The following is a 16,621-nucleotide window of genomic DNA, read 5'->3' as shown; positions in this document are numbered from 1 at the left end:
CGGGCGGGCTGTCACGCTCTACCCCACCTCAGAGCGACCCAGCCAGGTGCCCGATTCGATGGCTCGCTGCACACAAGTTGGTAGGAGTCGTCTAACCCGCAGCTAACCCCCGATTTGGGCACGCCACAGCCGGGAGAGCTCCACGGAGGCACCGTCCGAGAACACGAACCGACCTTCCCCATCCCCTTCCCCGGCAACAAACGTGACACGCGCATTCGTCGAAGCACCCCCGTCACCGGCGAGGACGACGACGGCGGCGTAGTCGCCGTCGTGCGCGGTGCCCGAAGTGCCCACCCAGGGAATGGTGAGTTCGGACCCCATGGGGTGGGGTCCAGAGCGGACGAACGTCCCGGATACATCCAAGGCCAGACCAAACCCAGGCACGGCATGCACAGAGCCCACCACCGGAGACGCAGCATCCACCGGCCAGCCGCCGATCCGCAGCGCAGGCCCCAAAGCGCCCGAAGCCCCGGATACACGCACCAGCCGAAGCTCCACTGCCCCACGCGTTACCGACACCACGGTGACCGAGGGCCCTGGAGTCGCAACGCCGGCCACCCCGCTGCCGTGATCGGGACCGGCGTCGGGGTCGGGTTCGATCCAGTGAGCGCTGAACCGGGAAGCGCCCACCTGAACGCCGCCCTCGGAGTACGAGCCGAGGTATTCAAACCCCGTCCGATGCGTGAGCCGGCCAGCGGAATCAGCGAACGCCACCGCATTGTCCATGGACTCCGCCGTGAGGTCGGGGAACGTGTGGGTGGAGTACCCGATCCGCGCGTACAGCGGCGAGTCAGCCACCACAGCACCAGCAACGGCGTGATCCGTGGCATGGTTCCGTATCCGGACCACGCCGTCGGCACGAGTCCCATCCACCTGCCATCCCGGGGCAGCGATGATCCGCTGGGTGTCGGCAACTTCAACGGGCAAAGGAGCCTCAACGGAAGTCCACGCCGCGTGATCCGCCGGCAGCGCGAGCCCGAGCATCCCCTTCGCCGCCCAATACGGTGATCCTGCCCCGGAGTAGGCCTGCTTCATGCCCGCGAACTCGCCGTGCCAGCCGATGGACAGCAACCCGTCCTTCGTGATGGAGCCGTGCCGGGCAAAGTAGTCGAGCATCCCGGACGCTGCCCGGCGCGCCATACCGGGGGCCAAGCGCGTGTGCCCGGACAACTCCCCTACCCAGAACGGCGCGGCGGCAGCGAACCGGTAGATCAGACTCCGGCCTTGAATAAGTGGTGCACCGTTCGCTCCGACAAGGAACGCGGCGTCGTCCAGGAAATCAGCCAGCCGGTCGCCGTCGAGCGTTTTGCGGGCGGCAACGCGCGGATCATGAGGGGCCATCAACGCCCAGAGCTGCGGATACACCTGGAACGCCCAGCCCACATAGTGGTCGTAGGCACGCTCGGGACCGTCCGCGAACCAGCCACCGCCCCGGTACAGCGAGTCGTGGATGGCGAGTCCGGCGTCGATGTCTTCGTCCGAATACCGCCCGCCCACGGATGCCAGGAACGTCTCCACCACAATCTGGAACCACACCCAGTTGATGGGCGGGTATTCCTCGCCGATCACGGTTTCGAACCAGGCAATCAGCTGCTCCTGCACTCGCTCCGGCAGCTTGTCCCACAGGACGTCGCGGGTCAGCGCCAGGCCAACAGCCAACGACGCCGCCTCAACCTTCGCCTGCCCCAGCTCACCTGGTGTCGGCCACCGGTCCGGGTTGGCGGGGTTGGTTCCAGCGTCGAGTCCGGCGGCGTACCACTCGGCGATCCAGCCCGTACTGGCGGGGTCGCCCGCCATCCGGAACGAGGCCAGCAGGAACGTCCGTGCGAAGGCTTCCAGCGAATCACTTCGCGGGCCGTAGCGGCTGTTGGCTCCGGGCAGGTGGATGTTGGCGTGATCGTCGGTGCCGAACTGATGGGCCGAACGCAGGAGGTGATCCGCATACGCGCACCAGTGCTCACGGGTCAGGCCGGTGTAAGGGGAAAGCTTGTGATCCAGGGGCGGCAAAAGCATCACAGCGAGTCCTCCAACACAACTCCGGCGAGCCCCCGCGGCGCGCCCAAGGACGAATCGCGCACAATCAGCTCGGGGTTCAAGTCAATACGATGCACGGGGCGCATCCTTCCTTCGGCCAGGCGTGCAGCCATCAGCTGCACCGCCACTTTGCCGACATAGCTTTTGGGTGGCCGGACCGCGGAGATGGCGGGCTCGGCAAGGTAGGCAACTTCGTCGTCGTAACCAACGATCGCCATGCTGCCGGGAACATCCACGCCTCGGTCAACGCAGTGCTGCACGAACGCCACAGCCTGGGTGTCCGAGTGCACCAGCATGGCCGTGGTTCCGGTGGAACGGCACAGGTCCAGGACGTGATCGAAGTGCTTGGCGCGATCGCCATTGTCCAGCTTGGCAGAGTCCTCATGGACGGACTTCTCCAGCGGAATCTTGAGCGCGGCAAGGGCCTGTTTCCAACCGCGGACCACATGCGGACTGGTGGGACTGGTGGAATCCGTGAGGCATCCGATCATTCGATGCCCCTCCTGCCACAGATGCCGCACGGCCATCCCGGCGCCAAACGAGTGATCCGTCGCGACCCACTCCAGACGATGCGCAGGGATTTCCGACGGCGCCCGCCGTTCAGCCAGGATCACCGGAATGGGCAGGGCATTGAGCCACCGCAGCAACTCCTTCCCGTGCTCACCGCCCATATCGGGGGCAACGATCAGCCCGTCGATGTTCTGGGTATCCAGCAACGCCTGGACCTGGCGGCGGTTGTCGGCAGCGTCGTAGGCGGAGCCACGGACCAGGATGCGGAGGTTCTGTGCTTCGGCCTCGCCGCGCGCCCCGGAGATCACCTGCGGCCAGTAATAGTCCAGCGACGGAACCACCATGCCGATCGAGTAGCTGTGCGCCGACGGCCGCCCCACAGCCACCGAACGGTCCAACGGGCTGGGCAGCGTGGCGCCGCCATGCACGCGGGAGACGAGTCCTTCGTCGGCGAGGGTGTTCACATCACGCCGGATAGTCAGCTCGCTGACGCCCAACTTCGCGGCAATATCGCGCACGGTGATGGCGCCATGGGCCCGCAGCTCCTCCATGAGCCGTTCACGGCGTTGCAGGGAGAAGAGGGATTTGCCGCCCGCTTCCGGGGTCTGTTCAGAACTCAAGATGTTGCCTCCACTGTGAGGGTAAACGCGCCCGAAGCGCGGTTTTCGGCGGGCATACGGAAACGGAGCCGGGTCAGTTTTTCGCCCCAGATGTCGCTGAGGAGAGGATCGTCGAGGTGCCATTCGTCCACGAGTACGACGGCGGTGGCCGGCTTCCAGCGCAGGTGCAGGCCCCTGACGGTTTCCGCAGCCGGAATACCGTCGGGCGCGACTGTCGCCGTCGCGTCTGTACCGACGCTGACGGTGCCGGCAACCAGGTAGGTGATATCGACGTCGGGCGTTCCCTCAGGCCGGTGCGTTCCCTCGGGCGCCTGCTCGGGCAGGTTCCAACGGTCGTCAATCACCACGGACCCCAGCTCCCGGTTGATGAGCGAGGTGCGGATCCATTGCTCAGCGTGGTCCAAGCCGTAAGCCGCCCCCAATCCAAGCGCGAGGGTGGGTTCCTCGGGAGTCGGCTCTTGGAGAACGGTCGCCGCGAACGAAGACCCGGTCCCCTGCTCCAGCCCGAACGGCGCAGGCACGCTGTGCCAGGCGCTCTGCATGGCCCGAATCTGGTACCGGTCAGGTCCGAACGTTTGGGCGGTGTACGTGGGTTGGCCGGCGTCGACCAACAGGGGCACGCCGTCCACCGCGACCACCACGGAGCCGACGTCGCGGTGGTTGTGGTGCTCGCCGTTGTGTCCGCCCTTGGCCGCGAGGGTGAGCCCGTCGGATGAGCCCGGAGTTTGCCGCGCCACCATGATCTGGACTGACGGCAGGTACGTCCCCCAACCAGGTCGCAGCTGAGCGCGTTTTGAGGGTTCAAAACGCGCTGTGCTGCTACTTAGTTGGGTGAGGACGCGGCCCAGGCCCGCGGCGGCTTTGGGTTCGGGTTCGACGGCGGCAAAGGCGGCGGCGTGCGCGGCGGCCTCGGAGTCCCCCAGCCGGACAGCCCAGCGATGCAGCATGTCCCACGGGAGTCCGTCGTGGGCGCGGGCTGGGCCGTCAGCGACGTTCAGGAACCAGCGGCCTCCGAGGTGCATGCGGTGCGGGAAAGCGACCAGGGCGCGGATTACCGGCAGGTCCGGGTTCAGGACACCGCCGCTTGCCTCCTCCAGCAGGGCGAGACCTTCCAGCGCCCGGCCGGCGCCGTTCCACCAATAGGCGAAGCCTTCGTCGATGGCACCGTCGGCTGGAATGGAGGCGAGGAAGCGGTCCAGGCCCTCAATGCAGCGGGCTACCACCTCCGCCTGCAACTCAGGGTCATCAATCAGGACCAATGCCGCGGCGATGATGTTCGAGTGGATCCACGGATTCCAGTTGTGAACGTCGCCGTCCAAACCCAGCCAGTGCCAGTCGAGCCGGTCCAGGAACGGCCGGATGACCCGTTCCTGTGTCTCCAGGCGGATGCGACGGCGCAGCCCGGGAGCACGCTGATCCAATCGCGAACCCAGCACATGGTCCAGCCACGCCAGCTGCGCCACGACCTCCCCGGCGCCGAGATCCAGATACGGCCGGGAACGGTCAGGGACCACGTCGCCGCTGCGGGTGAACACGTCGTCGTGTGCGGCCCAGCTCCACGAACTTTGCTCGCACAGGAGGTAGGCGCCATCAATCACTTCATCGAGCCACCCGTCATCAGAGGAACCAGCCACGGCGGCCATCACGACGGCGCGGGTCAGGCGTTGCTGCCGGCTCGCCACAAGTCCCTCGTAGGCCGTGCGGTTGCCGTCGCGGAAGTAGCGCGCGTAATGGGACACGAGCGGTTGGGGCCAGGGGCTCCCCTTTTCTGCCGATGCTTGGCCGCGCAGTTCCGCGAGGGGCCGGTCAGCAGCGAGCTGCCATCCGGCGTCGGACGCTTGACGAACGGTGAGGCGGTCCCGGGAGCCGCGAAGCGACTCCATGAGGGCGGCCTTTGCGGCCAACGGGCCCCACGCAGTGAGTAACGGGTAACGATGTGGCGCTTCAACGGCGGCGGTGCCGGTTGCCATAGGAATTCTTCTCTCATTTGTTCGATCTTGAATGTTTTAGATCAAGTTCGATTGAGTTGAATGAACAGTCTTGTTTATGAGTATGTACTGATTATTAGATGTGATGCAACACATAAATCACGGTCGAACAGGCCGCCGAAAATTTCGAAGGGAGGATCCCCTCAATGTCGCTCAAGCCCCAGGCACTGCTGGTCATGAATAGCGGAACCTTTGCTGACCAGTTCGATTCCACGCGACTGGAGCGGCTGTCCGGAATGGTGGATCTCGGCGATCAGCCGTGGACGGATTCCCTGGACGAACCCGGATTGCAGGGCCGTTTGGAAGAGGTGGAAATCCTCCTGACCAGCTGGGGAGTGCCGCAGCTCAACGCTGAGCGTTTGGAGCGCATGCCCAAGCTCCGGGCAGTGTTCCACTGTGCAGGAACAGTGCGTAGCTTCGTCAGCGAAGAACTGTGGGATCGCGGCATCACCGTCACCAACGGCGCCGACGCCAACGCGATCCCGGTGGCCGAGTTCACATTCGCTTCGATCGTCCTGGCGGGCAAGAAAGCACATGTGCTGGCCAACGACGCCCGCACGCAACGGGAAGACTGGAGCTACATCGGTGACCGCGGCGAACTGGGCAACATCGGCAGGGTCATCGGCGTCGTCGGGTTCTCCCGCATCGGCCGTCGGGTGGTCCAACTGGTCCAGCAACTCCAGGACGTCACCTGCCTGGTAAGCGACCCGCACGCCGATCCGCTGGACGTAGCGGCCGCCGGTGGCAAGCTGGTCACCCTGGAAGAACTCCTGCCCGTATCTGATGTGGTCACCATCCACGCACCTGCGCTCCCTGAAACCCGCAACATGATCAGCACGGCCCAGCTCAGCGCCATGAAGGACCACGCGACGCTTATCAACACGGCCCGTGGCTCGCTGGTTGACACGGCGGCCCTCGAGAAAGAGTGCGCCACCGGCCGGATCACGGCGCTGCTGGACGTCACGGAACCCGAGCCGTTGCCGGCTGGGTCCACCTTGTACGACCTCCCCAACGTGATCATCACCCCGCACATCGCAGGTTCGCTCGGGACCGAAACCCGGCGGATGTCCGATGCCGCACTGGATGACCTTGAACGGTACCTCGCCGGCAAGGACCTCCTGGCCCAGGTGGTACACGCAGACCTCGGCCTCAGCGCCTAATCCCAGAACAAAGAAGCCGCATTTGCGGCAGACTTAAACCCCTACTAAGGAGAACGCAATGAAGCGCACAACCCTCGCCGCAATCGCCCTTGCGGTGACTGCAGGGCTCGGACTCACCGGCTGTGCCGGCGCTGCCGGTCCCGCCGAACCGCAGGCGGCCGAAGGCAAGACCCGGTTGACCGTCTCGGTCTGGAACTACGAGGGCACCCCGGAGTTCAAGGCCCTCTTTGACGGCTATGAGGCCGCCAACCCCAACGTGGACATTGAACCCGTGGACATCCTGGCTGATGACTACCCCCAGAAAGTCACCACCATGCTTGCCGGTGGGGACACCACCGACGTCCTCACCATGAAGAACGTGATCGACTACTCCCGTTACGCCAGCAACGGCCAGCTGCAGGAAATCAACAGCGTGGTGGACAAGGTGGGCAAGGACAACCTCGCCGGCCTGGACGCCTTCGACATCGACGGCAAGTACTTCGCTGCTCCCTACCGCCAGGACTTCTGGCTCCTGTACTACAACAAGGACCTGTTCAAGGCTGCCGGCATCGAGGAGCCCAAGGACCTGACGTGGGAGAAGTACACCGAGATCGCCAAGAAGCTCACCACCGAGGCCGGTGGAAAGAAGACGTACGGCACCTACCACCACATCTGGCGTTCCGTGGTCCAGGCCATCGCAGCGGCCCAGAACGGTGCTGACCAGAACAGCGGCGACTACGGTTTCATGGAGGACCAGTACAACACCGCCTTGGATCTCCAGAAGTCCGGCACCACCCTGGACTTCGGCACCGCCAAGAGCCAGAAGACCAGCTACCGCACCATGTTTGAGACCGGCCAGGCTGCCATGATGCCCATGGGCACCTGGTACACGGCAGGCATCCTGCAGGCCAAGAAGGACGGCAAGACCAACGTCAACTGGGGCCTGGCTCCACTGCCGCAGAAGAACGACGACGGCAAGGTCACCACGTTCGGTTCGCCCACAGCTTTCGCCGTGAACAAGAACGCCACCCACTCCGATGAGGCCAAGAAGTTCATCGAGTGGGCTGCCGGTGAAGAGGGCGCCAAGGCGATCTCCAAGATCGGTGTCGTCCCGGCCCTGCAGAACGAGTCCGTCACCGCTGAGTACTTCAAGCTTGACGGCCTGCCTACCGACGAGCTCTCCAAGAAGGCTTTCGCCCCGGATCAGACCGCCCTGGAAATGCCCGTCAGCGACAAGTCTGCCGCTACGGACAAGATCCTTAACCAGGAGCACGACCTCATCATGGTCGGCGAGCGCTCCGTCACTGATGGCCTCGCCGAGATGGGCAAGCGCGTCAACAGCGAAGTCCTGGGCAAGTAAGGCCAGGCAAGCAACTGGTTCCGGTGCTGCGTCCCTGGACGCGGCACCGGAACCGGACCTGAATTCTCCGGATCCTGAAATGGAGGAACGCCCCCGACGCCGGGAGCGGTCATCATGACTACAGAAACAATCACCCAGGCACCTGCCCCCGTGCACAGCCGCGGCAACAGGAAGCAAGCCAGGCGCAACACGCTGATCGGCTGGACGTTCATCCTTCCGAACTTCCTTGGCTTCCTGGCCTTCACCCTCATTCCAGTCGTGGCCGCTTTCGCGCTCTCCTTCATGGAATGGACCTCATTCAGCGCTCCCAAGTGGGTTGGCCTGGCCAACTTCGAGCGGATGTTCGCGTCCGACTCCTTCTGGATCGCTCTGCGGAACACCCTGGTCTATGCCTTGGGCCACGTCCCGCTCACCATGGCACTGGCCCTCATCCTGGCCATGCTGCTGAACCGCAAGCTCAAGGGCATCGGCTTCTTCCGCGTTGCCATCTTCTTCCCCTACATCACCTCGCTGGTGGCCGTTGCCGTCGTCTGGAACATGCTGTTCAGCCCGGACAGCGGCCCCATCAACCAGTTCCTCGGTGCCATCGGCATCGCCAACCCGCCGGGCTGGACCTCCAGTTCCGATTGGGCCATGCCGGCTGTCATCATCACCAGCGTGTGGCGCGACATGGGCTATTACATGGTCCTCTACTTAGCCGGCCTGCAGGCGATCCCCACCGAACTGTATGAAGCCGCCGAAGTTGACGGTGCCAGTGCTTGGCAGCGTTTCTGGAACGTCACCATCCCGTCCCTGCGTCCCACCACGTTCTTTGTGGTGGTCATGCTGACGGTTTCCAGCTTCAAGGTGTTCGACCTCATTGTGGTCATGACCAACGGTGGCCCCGGCCGCTCCACCACAGTGCTGTCCCAGCTGATCTACCAGGAGGGCATCGGCGAAGGTAAGTTCGGTTACTCCTCGGCCATTTCGCTGGTCCTGTTCATCATCGTGCTGACGGTTACCGTCCTGCAGTTCAAGATCCAACAGCGGAGGGAACGCTGATGACCAACATGGCCGAAGACCTCAAAGCCACTCATGTGACGGACGCGGCGCCGCTCCCGAACGGCGCACCTACTGCGGAAGACCGCCGTCGTACTGACCGCAAACGCTCCCCGCGCGAGCAGAAGAAGCGGACCGCGAACATCGTGATCTACGGTGTCCTGGTGGTCCTGGTGGCGGCGCTGATGGTGCCGTTCATCTGGATGCTTTCCTCGTCGTTGAAGGAGAACAACCAGGTCCTCACGGTTCCCATCCAGTGGATTCCGCAAGAGTTCGTGTGGAGCAACTACACGGACATCTGGACCCGTATCCCCATGATGGGCTACCTGCAGAACTCCCTGTACCTCGCCGTCATCATCACCTGCCTGCAGGTCCTCACGGGCTCGCTGGCCGCCTATGGTTTCTCCAAGGTCCGCTTCCCGGGCCGCGACGTGCTGTTCCTCGCATACATCGGCACCATCGCCGTTCCGTGGCAGGCCTACATGGTGCCGCAGTACATCATGATGCAGAACCTTGGCCTGACCAACAGCTTCAACGCGTTGATTCTCCTGCAGGCTTTCGGTGCGTTCGGCGTGTTCCTGATGCGCCAGTACTATATGACCATCCCGGACGAACTCTGCGAAGCGGCCCGCATCGATGGCCTGAGCGAATACGGCATCTGGGCCCGCGTCATCCTGCCCCTGTCCAAGCCGGCCCTCGCCAGTCTGGCGCTGCTCACGTTCGTGAACACGTGGAACGACTACATGGGTCCGTTCATCTACCTCACGTCCAACCGCCTCTGGACCGTCCAACTGGGCTTGCGGTCCTTCGTGGGCCAGTTCGACGCTGAGTACGCCATGATCATGACCGGCTCCGTGATCTCCGTGATCCCGATCCTCATCATCTTCCTCATCGGCCAGCGCTACTTCATCCAGGGCATCGCGACCAGCGGGATGAAAGGATGAGTAGTGTGAGCGCTAAACCGCGGCGGTGGGCCGGGCCAGGATTCGAGACCTTCGGGAGTATTTTCGGGTTCATTTACACCTTCCTGGCCGGCAACGCATTGCTCGCCGTGGCCAACGCTCCGCTGGTCCTCAGCCTTTCGCTGGTGGCCGACCCCGCTTCTGCGTGGCCATTCTTCCTGGCGCTGTCGGTCACCATCGCGCCGTCGCTCGCCGGCATCTTCGCCGCCTTCAAAGCCTTGAACGACGACGGCGGCGCGGTCAAGCCGGTTGCCGCTTTCCTTCGGGGATACAAGCGCAGTTTCGCGAAAGCCGCACTGCTCGGCGTGGGTGCCGTGGCGCTGCTGCTGTTCCTCGGCGTGGACCTTGCCGTCATCCAGAACAACGCTTCTACCCTTCCCGGTGCGGCTGTTTTGGTGCCGCTGATTGTCGTAGCAGCCGCCGTGACGGTGAGCCTCTCCGTCACGGCGGTTGCCGGCGTCGTGCTTCTGCCTGAGACGAAGCTGAAAAGCATCTTCAAGGCTTCGCTTTATCTGGTGGCGCAGCGCTGGTACCTCAGCCTGGCCATGCTGATCCTGCTGGGGATCATCGTGTCCGCCGCCGTGATGCAGCCGGTCCTGGGTATCGCGTTGGCGCCGGCACCGTTGCTGTTCGTGATCTGGAGCAACGCCTCGTACGCTTTCCACGCCGTGCTGCGTACTCCGTAAAACTGTTAGGACTTTCTTTGGACACGTTCGAAATCGGCGATCAGGACTTCCTCCTGAACGGCGAGCCTTTCCGCATCCTCGCCGGTGCCATCCACTATTTCCGGGTTCACCCCGATCTGTGGGCGGACCGGATCCACAAGGCCCGGCTGATGGGGCTGAACACCATCGAAACCTACGTGCCGTGGAACGAGCACTCGCCTTTTCCGGGCGCTTTTGTTGCCGACGGCGGGCTTGATCTTGGGAGATTCCTGGACCTGGTGGCCGCTTCCGGGATGAAGGCCATTGTCCGGCCCGGCCCCTACATCTGTGCCGAATGGGACAACGGAGGATTGCCCGCGTGGCTGTTCACCGACCCCACCGTGGGTGTCCGCAGCAGCGAACCCGGCTATCTCGCCGCCGTCTCTTCCTATATGGAAGCCGTGCTGGCTTTGGTGGTGCCCCGCCAGATCACGCAGGGCGGTCCAGTGATCATGTTCCAGATTGAGAACGAGTACGGCGCTTACGGGAACGACAAGGAGTACCTGCAGCACCTGGTGGACCTGTCCAAGCGCTCGGGCGTTGATGTTCCGCTCTTCACCTGCGACCAGCCGTTCGGGACCATGATCGAGGACGGCTCACTGCCCGAACTGCACAAGACCGCGACGTTTGGTTCCCGTGCTGATGAGCGGCTGGCCTTCCTGCGGGAACGGCAGCCTACCGGACCGCTGATGTGCGCCGAGTTCTGGAACGGCTGGTTCGATAACTGGGGAACCCACCACCACACCACCGACGCGGCTGCTTCCGCCGCCGAACTCGATGCCCTGCTGACTGCCGGGGCTTCGGTGAACATCTACATGTTCCACGGTGGTACCAACTTCGGCTTCACCAACGGTGCCAACGACAAGGGCATCTACGAGCCCACCATCACGTCGTACGACTACGATGCGCCCCTCTCCGAAGATGGGCAGCCGACGGCCAAGTACTTCGCATTCCGGGACGTCATTGCCAAGCATTTCCCGGTTCCAGCCGAGGTGCCGGCTCTCCGGGCGTCCGTTCCGGCTTCTGTTGTGGCGGTATCTTCGACGGCGCCTGTGCTCACTTCTGTGTCTACGTCTTTGGTGGGTGGAACCGTTCCGCCCGTCGAAGTGACCGGGCAGTACCGGGGCTTCTATCTTTACGAAACCTCGCTTACTGCCGGAGGTGTGCTGTCCTTCACGGAGGTTCGTGACAGGGCACAGTTCTTCCTGGACGGCGTGCCCGTGGGGGTGCTGAGCCGGGAACTGGGCGAGCGCTCGGTTGTCATCCCCGGCGGTGGCCGTCTGCAGGTTCTCCTGGAGGACCAAGGCCGCGTGAATTACGGTCAGAGGATCGGCGAAGCCAAGGGGTTGATGGGGCCTGCGCTGCTGAACGGCGTGGAGGTTCTGGACTGGGACGTCGGCGCGGTTGACCTGGGTTCACTGGAGGCTTTCCGGTCAGCAGTGGTTGATCTTCCTCGTGGTGCCGCGTCTGCCGGTGTGGCTGGTCCGTCTGTTTCGTTCGCGGCCTTCGACGCCGGAGGCCCGGGAGACCGATTCCTCCGCCTCGAAGGCTGGACCAAGGGTGTTGTTTTCGTGAACGGGTTCAACCTTGGCCGTTACTGGAGCCGCGGACCGCAGCGCACCCTGTACGTTCCCGGTCCCCTGATCCGCGAAGGTGCCAACGAGCTCGCCATCCTGGAACTCCACGGAAGCGCGACATGCGAGGTGAGTTTCGCCGTCGGGCCTGACCTTGGTCCCGACGAAAAGTAACCCTCTCTCACATCCCACCTCCTAAAACCGAACCGTCTCTCACATCCCACCTGCTAAAACCGAACCGTCTCTCACATCCCACGCCCTTCCCGGTAACCCTCTCTCACATCCCACCTGCTAAAAGCGAACCGTCTCTCACATCCCAAGGGTGTTCCCCCCAACCGTCTCTCACATCCCACGCCCTTCCCGGTAACCCTCTCTCACTTTCTTCAGGAAAGTGAGAGACGGTCCCGAATTGGGCAACGGGATGTGAGAGACGGTCCCGAATTAAGGAACGGGACGTGAGAGACGGTTTGCGGCACACAAAAGGGAACGGTTGTTCAACCGGTCCCTTTTAGTGTGTTCAGCCCTGTTCGTTCAGCGATCGCGTGTTCGGCCCTGTTCGTTCAGCGACCGTGTGTTCAGCGACTGTGTGTTCTGCGCGCGGGCGTCATTAGCCGCGGCAGAGCTCGCCGTACTTGGCACCGGCTTCCTGGAAGGATGCATTGAGCTCAGCCAACTTGGCTTCACGCTCGCTCTTCTGCGCGGCGTCGGTAGGCTCGTCCTTGCCCTGCTCGTCGAGGAATTCCAAGATGGCGGTGACCACCGGCTTCATCTCAGTGGATGCTACCGGTTCGATGGGCCTGATGGCGTTGGCCGCACGGATAGTGGCGGTCTGGCTCGGGCTTTGGGGGATGCCGGCTGCGGCGACGCCAACGCGGTCACAGGTTTCCGCGGTGGTCAGCTGCTGCTGGGCGGAACAAGCGGATGCCGAGGCAATGAGCCCGGCGGCGATCAGGACAGTGGTGAGTTTCTTCATGATTCCCTCAGTGGTCGACGTCCCTTTGATTGTAATCAGAGCCGGGGCCCGGTCACGCATTAGGTCCGGCTTGCCCGCCGTCGAATCCGCTATCGAATGCCCTACAGCGCCGGCGTCCGGGGCGGCACCGTACGACGCGAACCCGTTGCTTCGAAGGCCGCAGCCAACGTCAACAGGGCAGTGTCGTCGTACGCCCGGCCCGCAAAGGTAAGGCCCACGGGCATGCCAATGTCCGCCATGGTTCCCATCGGCACGGTCACCGTGGGGATGCCGAGGTGCCTTGGAACAAGGTTTCCGTTGGCCACCCACACACCGTTGCGCCAGCCGAGGTCTGCGGAGGCCGGGTTCACGTCCATGTCTGCGGGTCCCACGTCTGCTGCCGCCGGGAACAGGACAGCATCCAGCCCGAGGCCGTCCATCCACTCCTCAAGGTCTACACGGCGTGTCTCCTCCAGGCCGCACGCGCCGCTTTCCAGCTCGGGAATTTCGGTGAAGCTGGATACGCCGCGCTCACGGACATGCCGGGGATAACCGGAAATATGGTCGTCGAATCCGGTGTAGCGGTCCGCCAAGGCGCCCTTCGGATGCGGGAAGATCATCGCGCCGTCCACGTCGGCCAGCCGGTTCAGGGATGGGTCGCCGTTGGCGCGCAGAAAATCGTCCCATGCCCAGGCTGAGAGGTCCTCGATTTCACGTTTGAGGTACCCGGAGCTGACCAGGCCTCGGGTGGCGACGGTGGGTGCCCCGGGTCGGTCGCCTTCGTAGTTTGAGACCACCGGGAAGTCCACCAACACAACTTCAGCGCCAGCTGACTCAAGGTCCCGCTTGGCGGCCTCCCACAGGTCAATCACGGAAGCCCGCGTCTCGATGCGTTGCCCGGTGGGCCCGCCAATTCCCGGCTGTGTGCTGGTTCCGGCATCAGGGTCCGCGTTGACGTACATGCGCGGCACACCGAGGCGCTTGCCCCGCAAAGCCAATCCTCCGCCGTCGAGCGCTTCCGAAGCGAGCGCCACGTAGGACTCCGGCCGGACCTCCGACGACTTCGGGATCTGAACCCACGGCTGCGCGCGCCAGAAATCACCGCGGGACTCGGCGTCGTCGGCCACGATCACGTCCAGTAGTTCCAGCATGTCGGCCATGGTGCGGGTGTGCGGAACCACGACGTCCATGGTGGGGACCAGCGGCCAGTTGCCGCGCACAGAGATGACGCCGCGCGAGGGCGTGTAAGCGCACAGAGCATTGTTCGACGCCGGTGCGCGGCCACTTGACCAGGTCTCCTCGCCCAGGCCGAAGGCCGCGAAGCTGGCCGCCGTCGCGGTGCCGGAGCCGTTGGAGGAACCGGAACCGAACGCGGCCGTCAGGAAGTCCGCGTTGTAGGGGCTTTCGGCGCGGCCATAGACGCCACGTTGCATGCCGCCGTTGGCCATGGGGGGCATGTTGGTGAGGCCGATCAGCACCGCGCCGGCGTCCCGAAGGCGCTCGATGGTGAACGCATCCCGCTGTGCCACCAGATTCTCGAAGGCCGGAGAGCCGGCAGCGGCAGTGAGCCCCTTGGCCAGGTAGCTGTCCTTGGCTGTATAGGGAATACCGTCCAACGGACCCCAAACAGTCCCCTGCGCCCGGCGTTCATCCGAGGCCCGGGCCTCCGCCAGAGCCTCGGGGTTCATGACCACCAGCGCGTTGAGCTTGATGCCGGTGCGGTCATAGGCCTCGATGCGGTCGAGGTATGACTGGGTGAGCTGTTCGCTGGTCACCTCCCTTGCCTCCAGTGCCTCGCGCAGTTGCGCGATGGAGGCTTCAACGACTTCGAAGCGGGCCATTACGCTGTACCTCCGGCGAACTGCGCCCCGCTGAGACGAGGCTGCTGCTGGGTGATGCAGTGGATGCCCCCGCCGCGGGCCAGGATGGGCCGGGCGTCCACGGTGACTACGCGGCGGCCGGGGTAGGCCTCGGCAAGGATTTCCGCCGCGAGGGAGTCGGCACGTTCTTCGCCGTAACCGCAGGCGATCACGCCGCCGTTGACCACGAGGTGGTTGACGTAGCTCCAATCCACGAAGCCGTCGTCGTCGCGGAGCGTTTCCGGCGCGGGCAGCGGCACAATCTCGAAGGGCTTGCCCGCCGCGTCTGTCTGCGTCTCCAGGAATGCCTGGAGCGTGCGGCTGACCTCAAAGTCCGGGTGCTCAGGATTGGTTTGGGAGTGCAGCAGGATACGGCCGGGAGTGGGGAGGGTGGCCACCATGTCGATGTGGCCGCGGGTGCCCAGGTCCTCGTAGTCGCGGGTCAGTCCGCGGGGAACCCAAACGACCTTGGTGGCGCCGATGGTCCGGGCCAGTTCGGCCTCAACTGCGGCCTTGTCTGCAAAGGGGTTCCGGCCCGGATCCAACTGCACTGTTTCGGTGACCAGCACGGTTCCCTCGCCGTCCACGTGGATGGCGCCGCCCTCATTCACCAGGAGGGAGCTGACCAGTTCGGCACCGGACTGTTCCGCGACAAAGCGGCCCATGCCGGCACTCTTCTGCCACTCGGACCATGCCGGAGCGCCCCAGCCGTTGAAGATCCAGTCCACGGCGCCAAGCACGCCGGGACGTTCATTGTCCAGCACAAAGGTGGGTCCGACGTCGCGCATCCAAAACTCATCCAACGGCGCCTCGAGCTGCTCGATGCCACTGCCCAGCATGCGGGCGGCGCGTTGGCGCTCACTGGGGTCCACCACCATGGCGACCGGTTCGAATTCGGCCACGGCATGGGCGACGGCGGTCCAGGCCGCGTAAGCCTCTTCGGCCGAGGCGGCGTCGTCGCCCAGCGTCACGCCGGTGCGGGGGAACGCCATCCAGGTACGCTCATGCGGTGCGGTTTCGGCCGGCATTCTCCAAGCCATGGGTGACTCCTTCGTCTTCAGTTCAATTCTCCTGTTGATCATACGATCAACAATGCTGCAAAAGTAATCTAGACTGGTCTTTGATGTCAAGCACTCCACAGAAGCGCGCGCTCCGGAAGTCGCCGGCCGAGCGCGCCGCAGAAATCACAGAAGCCGCCCGCGAGATCGCCCTCGAGGCTGGTCTCACCGCACTCACGCTGCGCAATGTTGCCGCCCGCGTCGGTGTCGCTTCAGGCTTGGTTGCGCACTATCAGCCCAACATGGACGCGCTCGTTTCCAGCACGTTCGCCACCATCGTGGCCGCGGAAACACAAGAAGTTGCAGGCATGTTGAGCCAACGTCCAGGACCCTCCGAACGGCTTGGCCTGCTGGTGGACACCCTCTTGGACAACAGCAGGCTGGACGTCACGGCCATCTGGGTGGAGGCCTGGACCCTGGGGCGCCGCAACGAAGCACTGGCCGCCTCGGTCCGGGAGCAAATGGACGCCTGGCAGAACGTCTTCCAGGGAGTAGTGGAGGACGGGAACGCGACCGGAGCGTTCAACGTTTCCGATGCCGCCGCCGTAGCCTGGCAGATCCTCGGCATGGTGGACGGCCTGAACGCGCAGGCCTTGGTCCGCTGGGACGGAGTCAACGATCGCGGCACCCACCTCGCCCGTGCGGTGGAGGGAATGGTGGGGGCGGCCCGGGGTTCGCTCACCCCAGCACCTAGGTCAGCCCACCCAAACGCGAGTTAGCGCACGAGGTGCACGCTGGCGCCTTCGAACCACCGATGGAATGGTGGGCGCGGCCCGGGGTTCGCTCACCCCAGCACCTAGGTCAGCCCACCCAAACGCGAGTT

General features: G+C 64.2%; 13 protein-coding genes. 7 read left to right on the top strand and 6 right to left on the bottom strand.

Going from position 1 to position 16,621, the window contains the following annotated elements; genetic code table 11:
• Positions 1–102 precede the first annotated feature (102 nt).
• Genes RQH14_RS21600 through RQH14_RS21590 form a run of 3 tightly spaced genes read right to left on the bottom strand, consistent with a single transcriptional unit; the run spans position 103 to position 5,134 of the window.
• A complete protein-coding gene (locus tag RQH14_RS21600) occupies positions 103–2,013 on the bottom strand; it encodes a DUF2264 domain-containing protein (RefSeq protein ID WP_311215167.1) in 1,911 nt (636 codons plus the stop codon).
• Entirely contained in the window at positions 2,013–3,164 is a 1,152-nt protein-coding gene (locus RQH14_RS21595) for a LacI family DNA-binding transcriptional regulator (RefSeq protein ID WP_311215166.1), read from the bottom strand. Before RQH14_RS21595 ends, RQH14_RS21600 begins: the two co-directional genes overlap by 1 nt.
• Positions 3,161–5,134 (bottom strand): heparinase II/III family protein, encoded by a 1,974-nt coding sequence (locus RQH14_RS21590; RefSeq protein WP_311215165.1) that lies wholly within the window; start codon positions 5,132–5,134, stop codon positions 3,161–3,163. Before RQH14_RS21590 ends, RQH14_RS21595 begins: the two co-directional genes overlap by 4 nt.
• 164 nt (positions 5,135–5,298) lie before the next feature.
• Between RQH14_RS21590 and RQH14_RS21585 the strand changes: the two genes are divergently transcribed.
• The 6 genes from RQH14_RS21585 (at position 5,299) to RQH14_RS21560 (ending at position 12,103) form a co-directional block, all read left to right on the top strand.
• Entirely contained in the window at positions 5,299–6,312 is a 1,014-nt protein-coding gene (locus tag RQH14_RS21585) for a hydroxyacid dehydrogenase (protein ID WP_311215164.1), read from the top strand.
• A 58-nt stretch (positions 6,313–6,370) separates the two neighbouring features.
• Entirely contained in the window at positions 6,371–7,651 is a 1,281-nt protein-coding gene (locus tag RQH14_RS21580) for a sugar ABC transporter substrate-binding protein (protein WP_311215163.1), read from the top strand.
• Between the two features lie 114 nt (positions 7,652–7,765).
• The gene (locus tag RQH14_RS21575) at positions 7,766–8,692 is read left to right on the top strand and encodes a carbohydrate ABC transporter permease (RefSeq protein WP_089596338.1); all 927 of its coding nucleotides are present in this window, start codon (positions 7,766–7,768) and stop codon (positions 8,690–8,692) included.
• Entirely contained in the window at positions 8,692–9,633 is a 942-nt protein-coding gene (locus RQH14_RS21570) for a carbohydrate ABC transporter permease (RefSeq protein ID WP_091552267.1), read from the top strand. The genes RQH14_RS21575 and RQH14_RS21570 overlap by 1 nt, the downstream gene beginning before the upstream one ends.
• A gap of 5 nt (positions 9,634–9,638) precedes the next feature.
• Positions 9,639–10,337, top strand: a complete 699-nt coding sequence (locus RQH14_RS21565) for a DUF624 domain-containing protein (protein ID WP_311215162.1) — start codon at positions 9,639–9,641, stop codon at positions 10,335–10,337.
• A gap of 17 nt (positions 10,338–10,354) precedes the next feature.
• The gene (locus tag RQH14_RS21560; protein ID WP_311215161.1) at positions 10,355–12,103 is read left to right on the top strand and encodes a beta-galactosidase; all 1,749 of its coding nucleotides are present in this window, start codon (positions 10,355–10,357) and stop codon (positions 12,101–12,103) included.
• A gap of 433 nt (positions 12,104–12,536) precedes the next feature.
• Here RQH14_RS21560 and RQH14_RS21555 read toward each other — a convergent pair whose 3' ends face one another.
• From RQH14_RS21555 to RQH14_RS21545, 3 genes are all read right to left on the bottom strand, one after another.
• Positions 12,537–12,902 (bottom strand): hypothetical protein, encoded by a 366-nt coding sequence (locus tag RQH14_RS21555; protein ID WP_311215160.1) that lies wholly within the window; start codon positions 12,900–12,902, stop codon positions 12,537–12,539.
• Positions 12,903–13,003: 101 nt separating this feature from the next.
• Positions 13,004–14,722 carry an amidase gene (locus tag RQH14_RS21550; RefSeq protein WP_311215159.1) on the bottom strand — a complete coding sequence of 573 codons (1,719 nt, stop codon included), beginning with the start codon at positions 14,720–14,722 and terminating at the stop codon, positions 13,004–13,006.
• Positions 14,722–15,780 (bottom strand): agmatine deiminase family protein, encoded by a 1,059-nt coding sequence (locus RQH14_RS21545; protein WP_311215158.1) that lies wholly within the window; start codon positions 15,778–15,780, stop codon positions 14,722–14,724. Before RQH14_RS21545 ends, RQH14_RS21550 begins: the two co-directional genes overlap by 1 nt.
• An 83-nt stretch (positions 15,781–15,863) precedes the next feature.
• On the opposite strand from RQH14_RS21545, the gene RQH14_RS21540 reads away from it, so the two are divergent.
• The gene (locus RQH14_RS21540; protein ID WP_311215157.1) at positions 15,864–16,517 is read left to right on the top strand and encodes a TetR family transcriptional regulator C-terminal domain-containing protein; all 654 of its coding nucleotides are present in this window, start codon (positions 15,864–15,866) and stop codon (positions 16,515–16,517) included.
• The last annotated feature ends 104 nt before the right edge of the window (positions 16,518–16,621 follow it).

The sequence above is a fragment of the Arthrobacter sp. WCS2018Hpa-7 genome, from assembly GCF_031843805.1.
Classification (GTDB): domain Bacteria; phylum Actinomycetota; class Actinomycetes; order Actinomycetales; family Micrococcaceae; genus Arthrobacter.
This window is presented reverse-complemented; position numbering and strand designations above follow the sequence as displayed.

Excerpts from the sequence above, each read along its gene's own strand:
- RQH14_RS21585 (WP_311215164.1), top strand. The coding sequence starts at position 5,299 with ATGTCGCTCAAGCCCCAGGCACTGCTGGTCATGAATAGCGGAACCTTT.
- RQH14_RS21590 (WP_311215165.1), bottom strand. The coding sequence starts at position 5,134 with ATGGCAACCGGCACCGCCGCCGTTGAAGCGCCACATCGTTACCCGTTA.
- RQH14_RS21550 (WP_311215159.1), bottom strand. The coding sequence starts at position 14,722 with ATGGCCCGCTTCGAAGTCGTTGAAGCCTCCATCGCGCAACTGCGCGAG.
- RQH14_RS21580 (WP_311215163.1), top strand. The coding sequence starts at position 6,371 with ATGAAGCGCACAACCCTCGCCGCAATCGCCCTTGCGGTGACTGCAGGG.
- RQH14_RS21545 (WP_311215158.1), bottom strand. The coding sequence starts at position 15,780 with ATGGCTTGGAGAATGCCGGCCGAAACCGCACCGCATGAGCGTACCTGG.
- RQH14_RS21575 (WP_089596338.1), top strand. The coding sequence starts at position 7,766 with ATGACTACAGAAACAATCACCCAGGCACCTGCCCCCGTGCACAGCCGC.
- RQH14_RS21540 (WP_311215157.1), top strand. The coding sequence starts at position 15,864 with ATGTCAAGCACTCCACAGAAGCGCGCGCTCCGGAAGTCGCCGGCCGAG.
- RQH14_RS21600 (WP_311215167.1), bottom strand. The coding sequence starts at position 2,013 with ATGCTTTTGCCGCCCCTGGATCACAAGCTTTCCCCTTACACCGGCCTG.
- RQH14_RS21570 (WP_091552267.1), top strand. The coding sequence starts at position 8,692 with ATGACCAACATGGCCGAAGACCTCAAAGCCACTCATGTGACGGACGCG.
- RQH14_RS21555 (WP_311215160.1), bottom strand. The coding sequence starts at position 12,902 with ATGAAGAAACTCACCACTGTCCTGATCGCCGCCGGGCTCATTGCCTCG.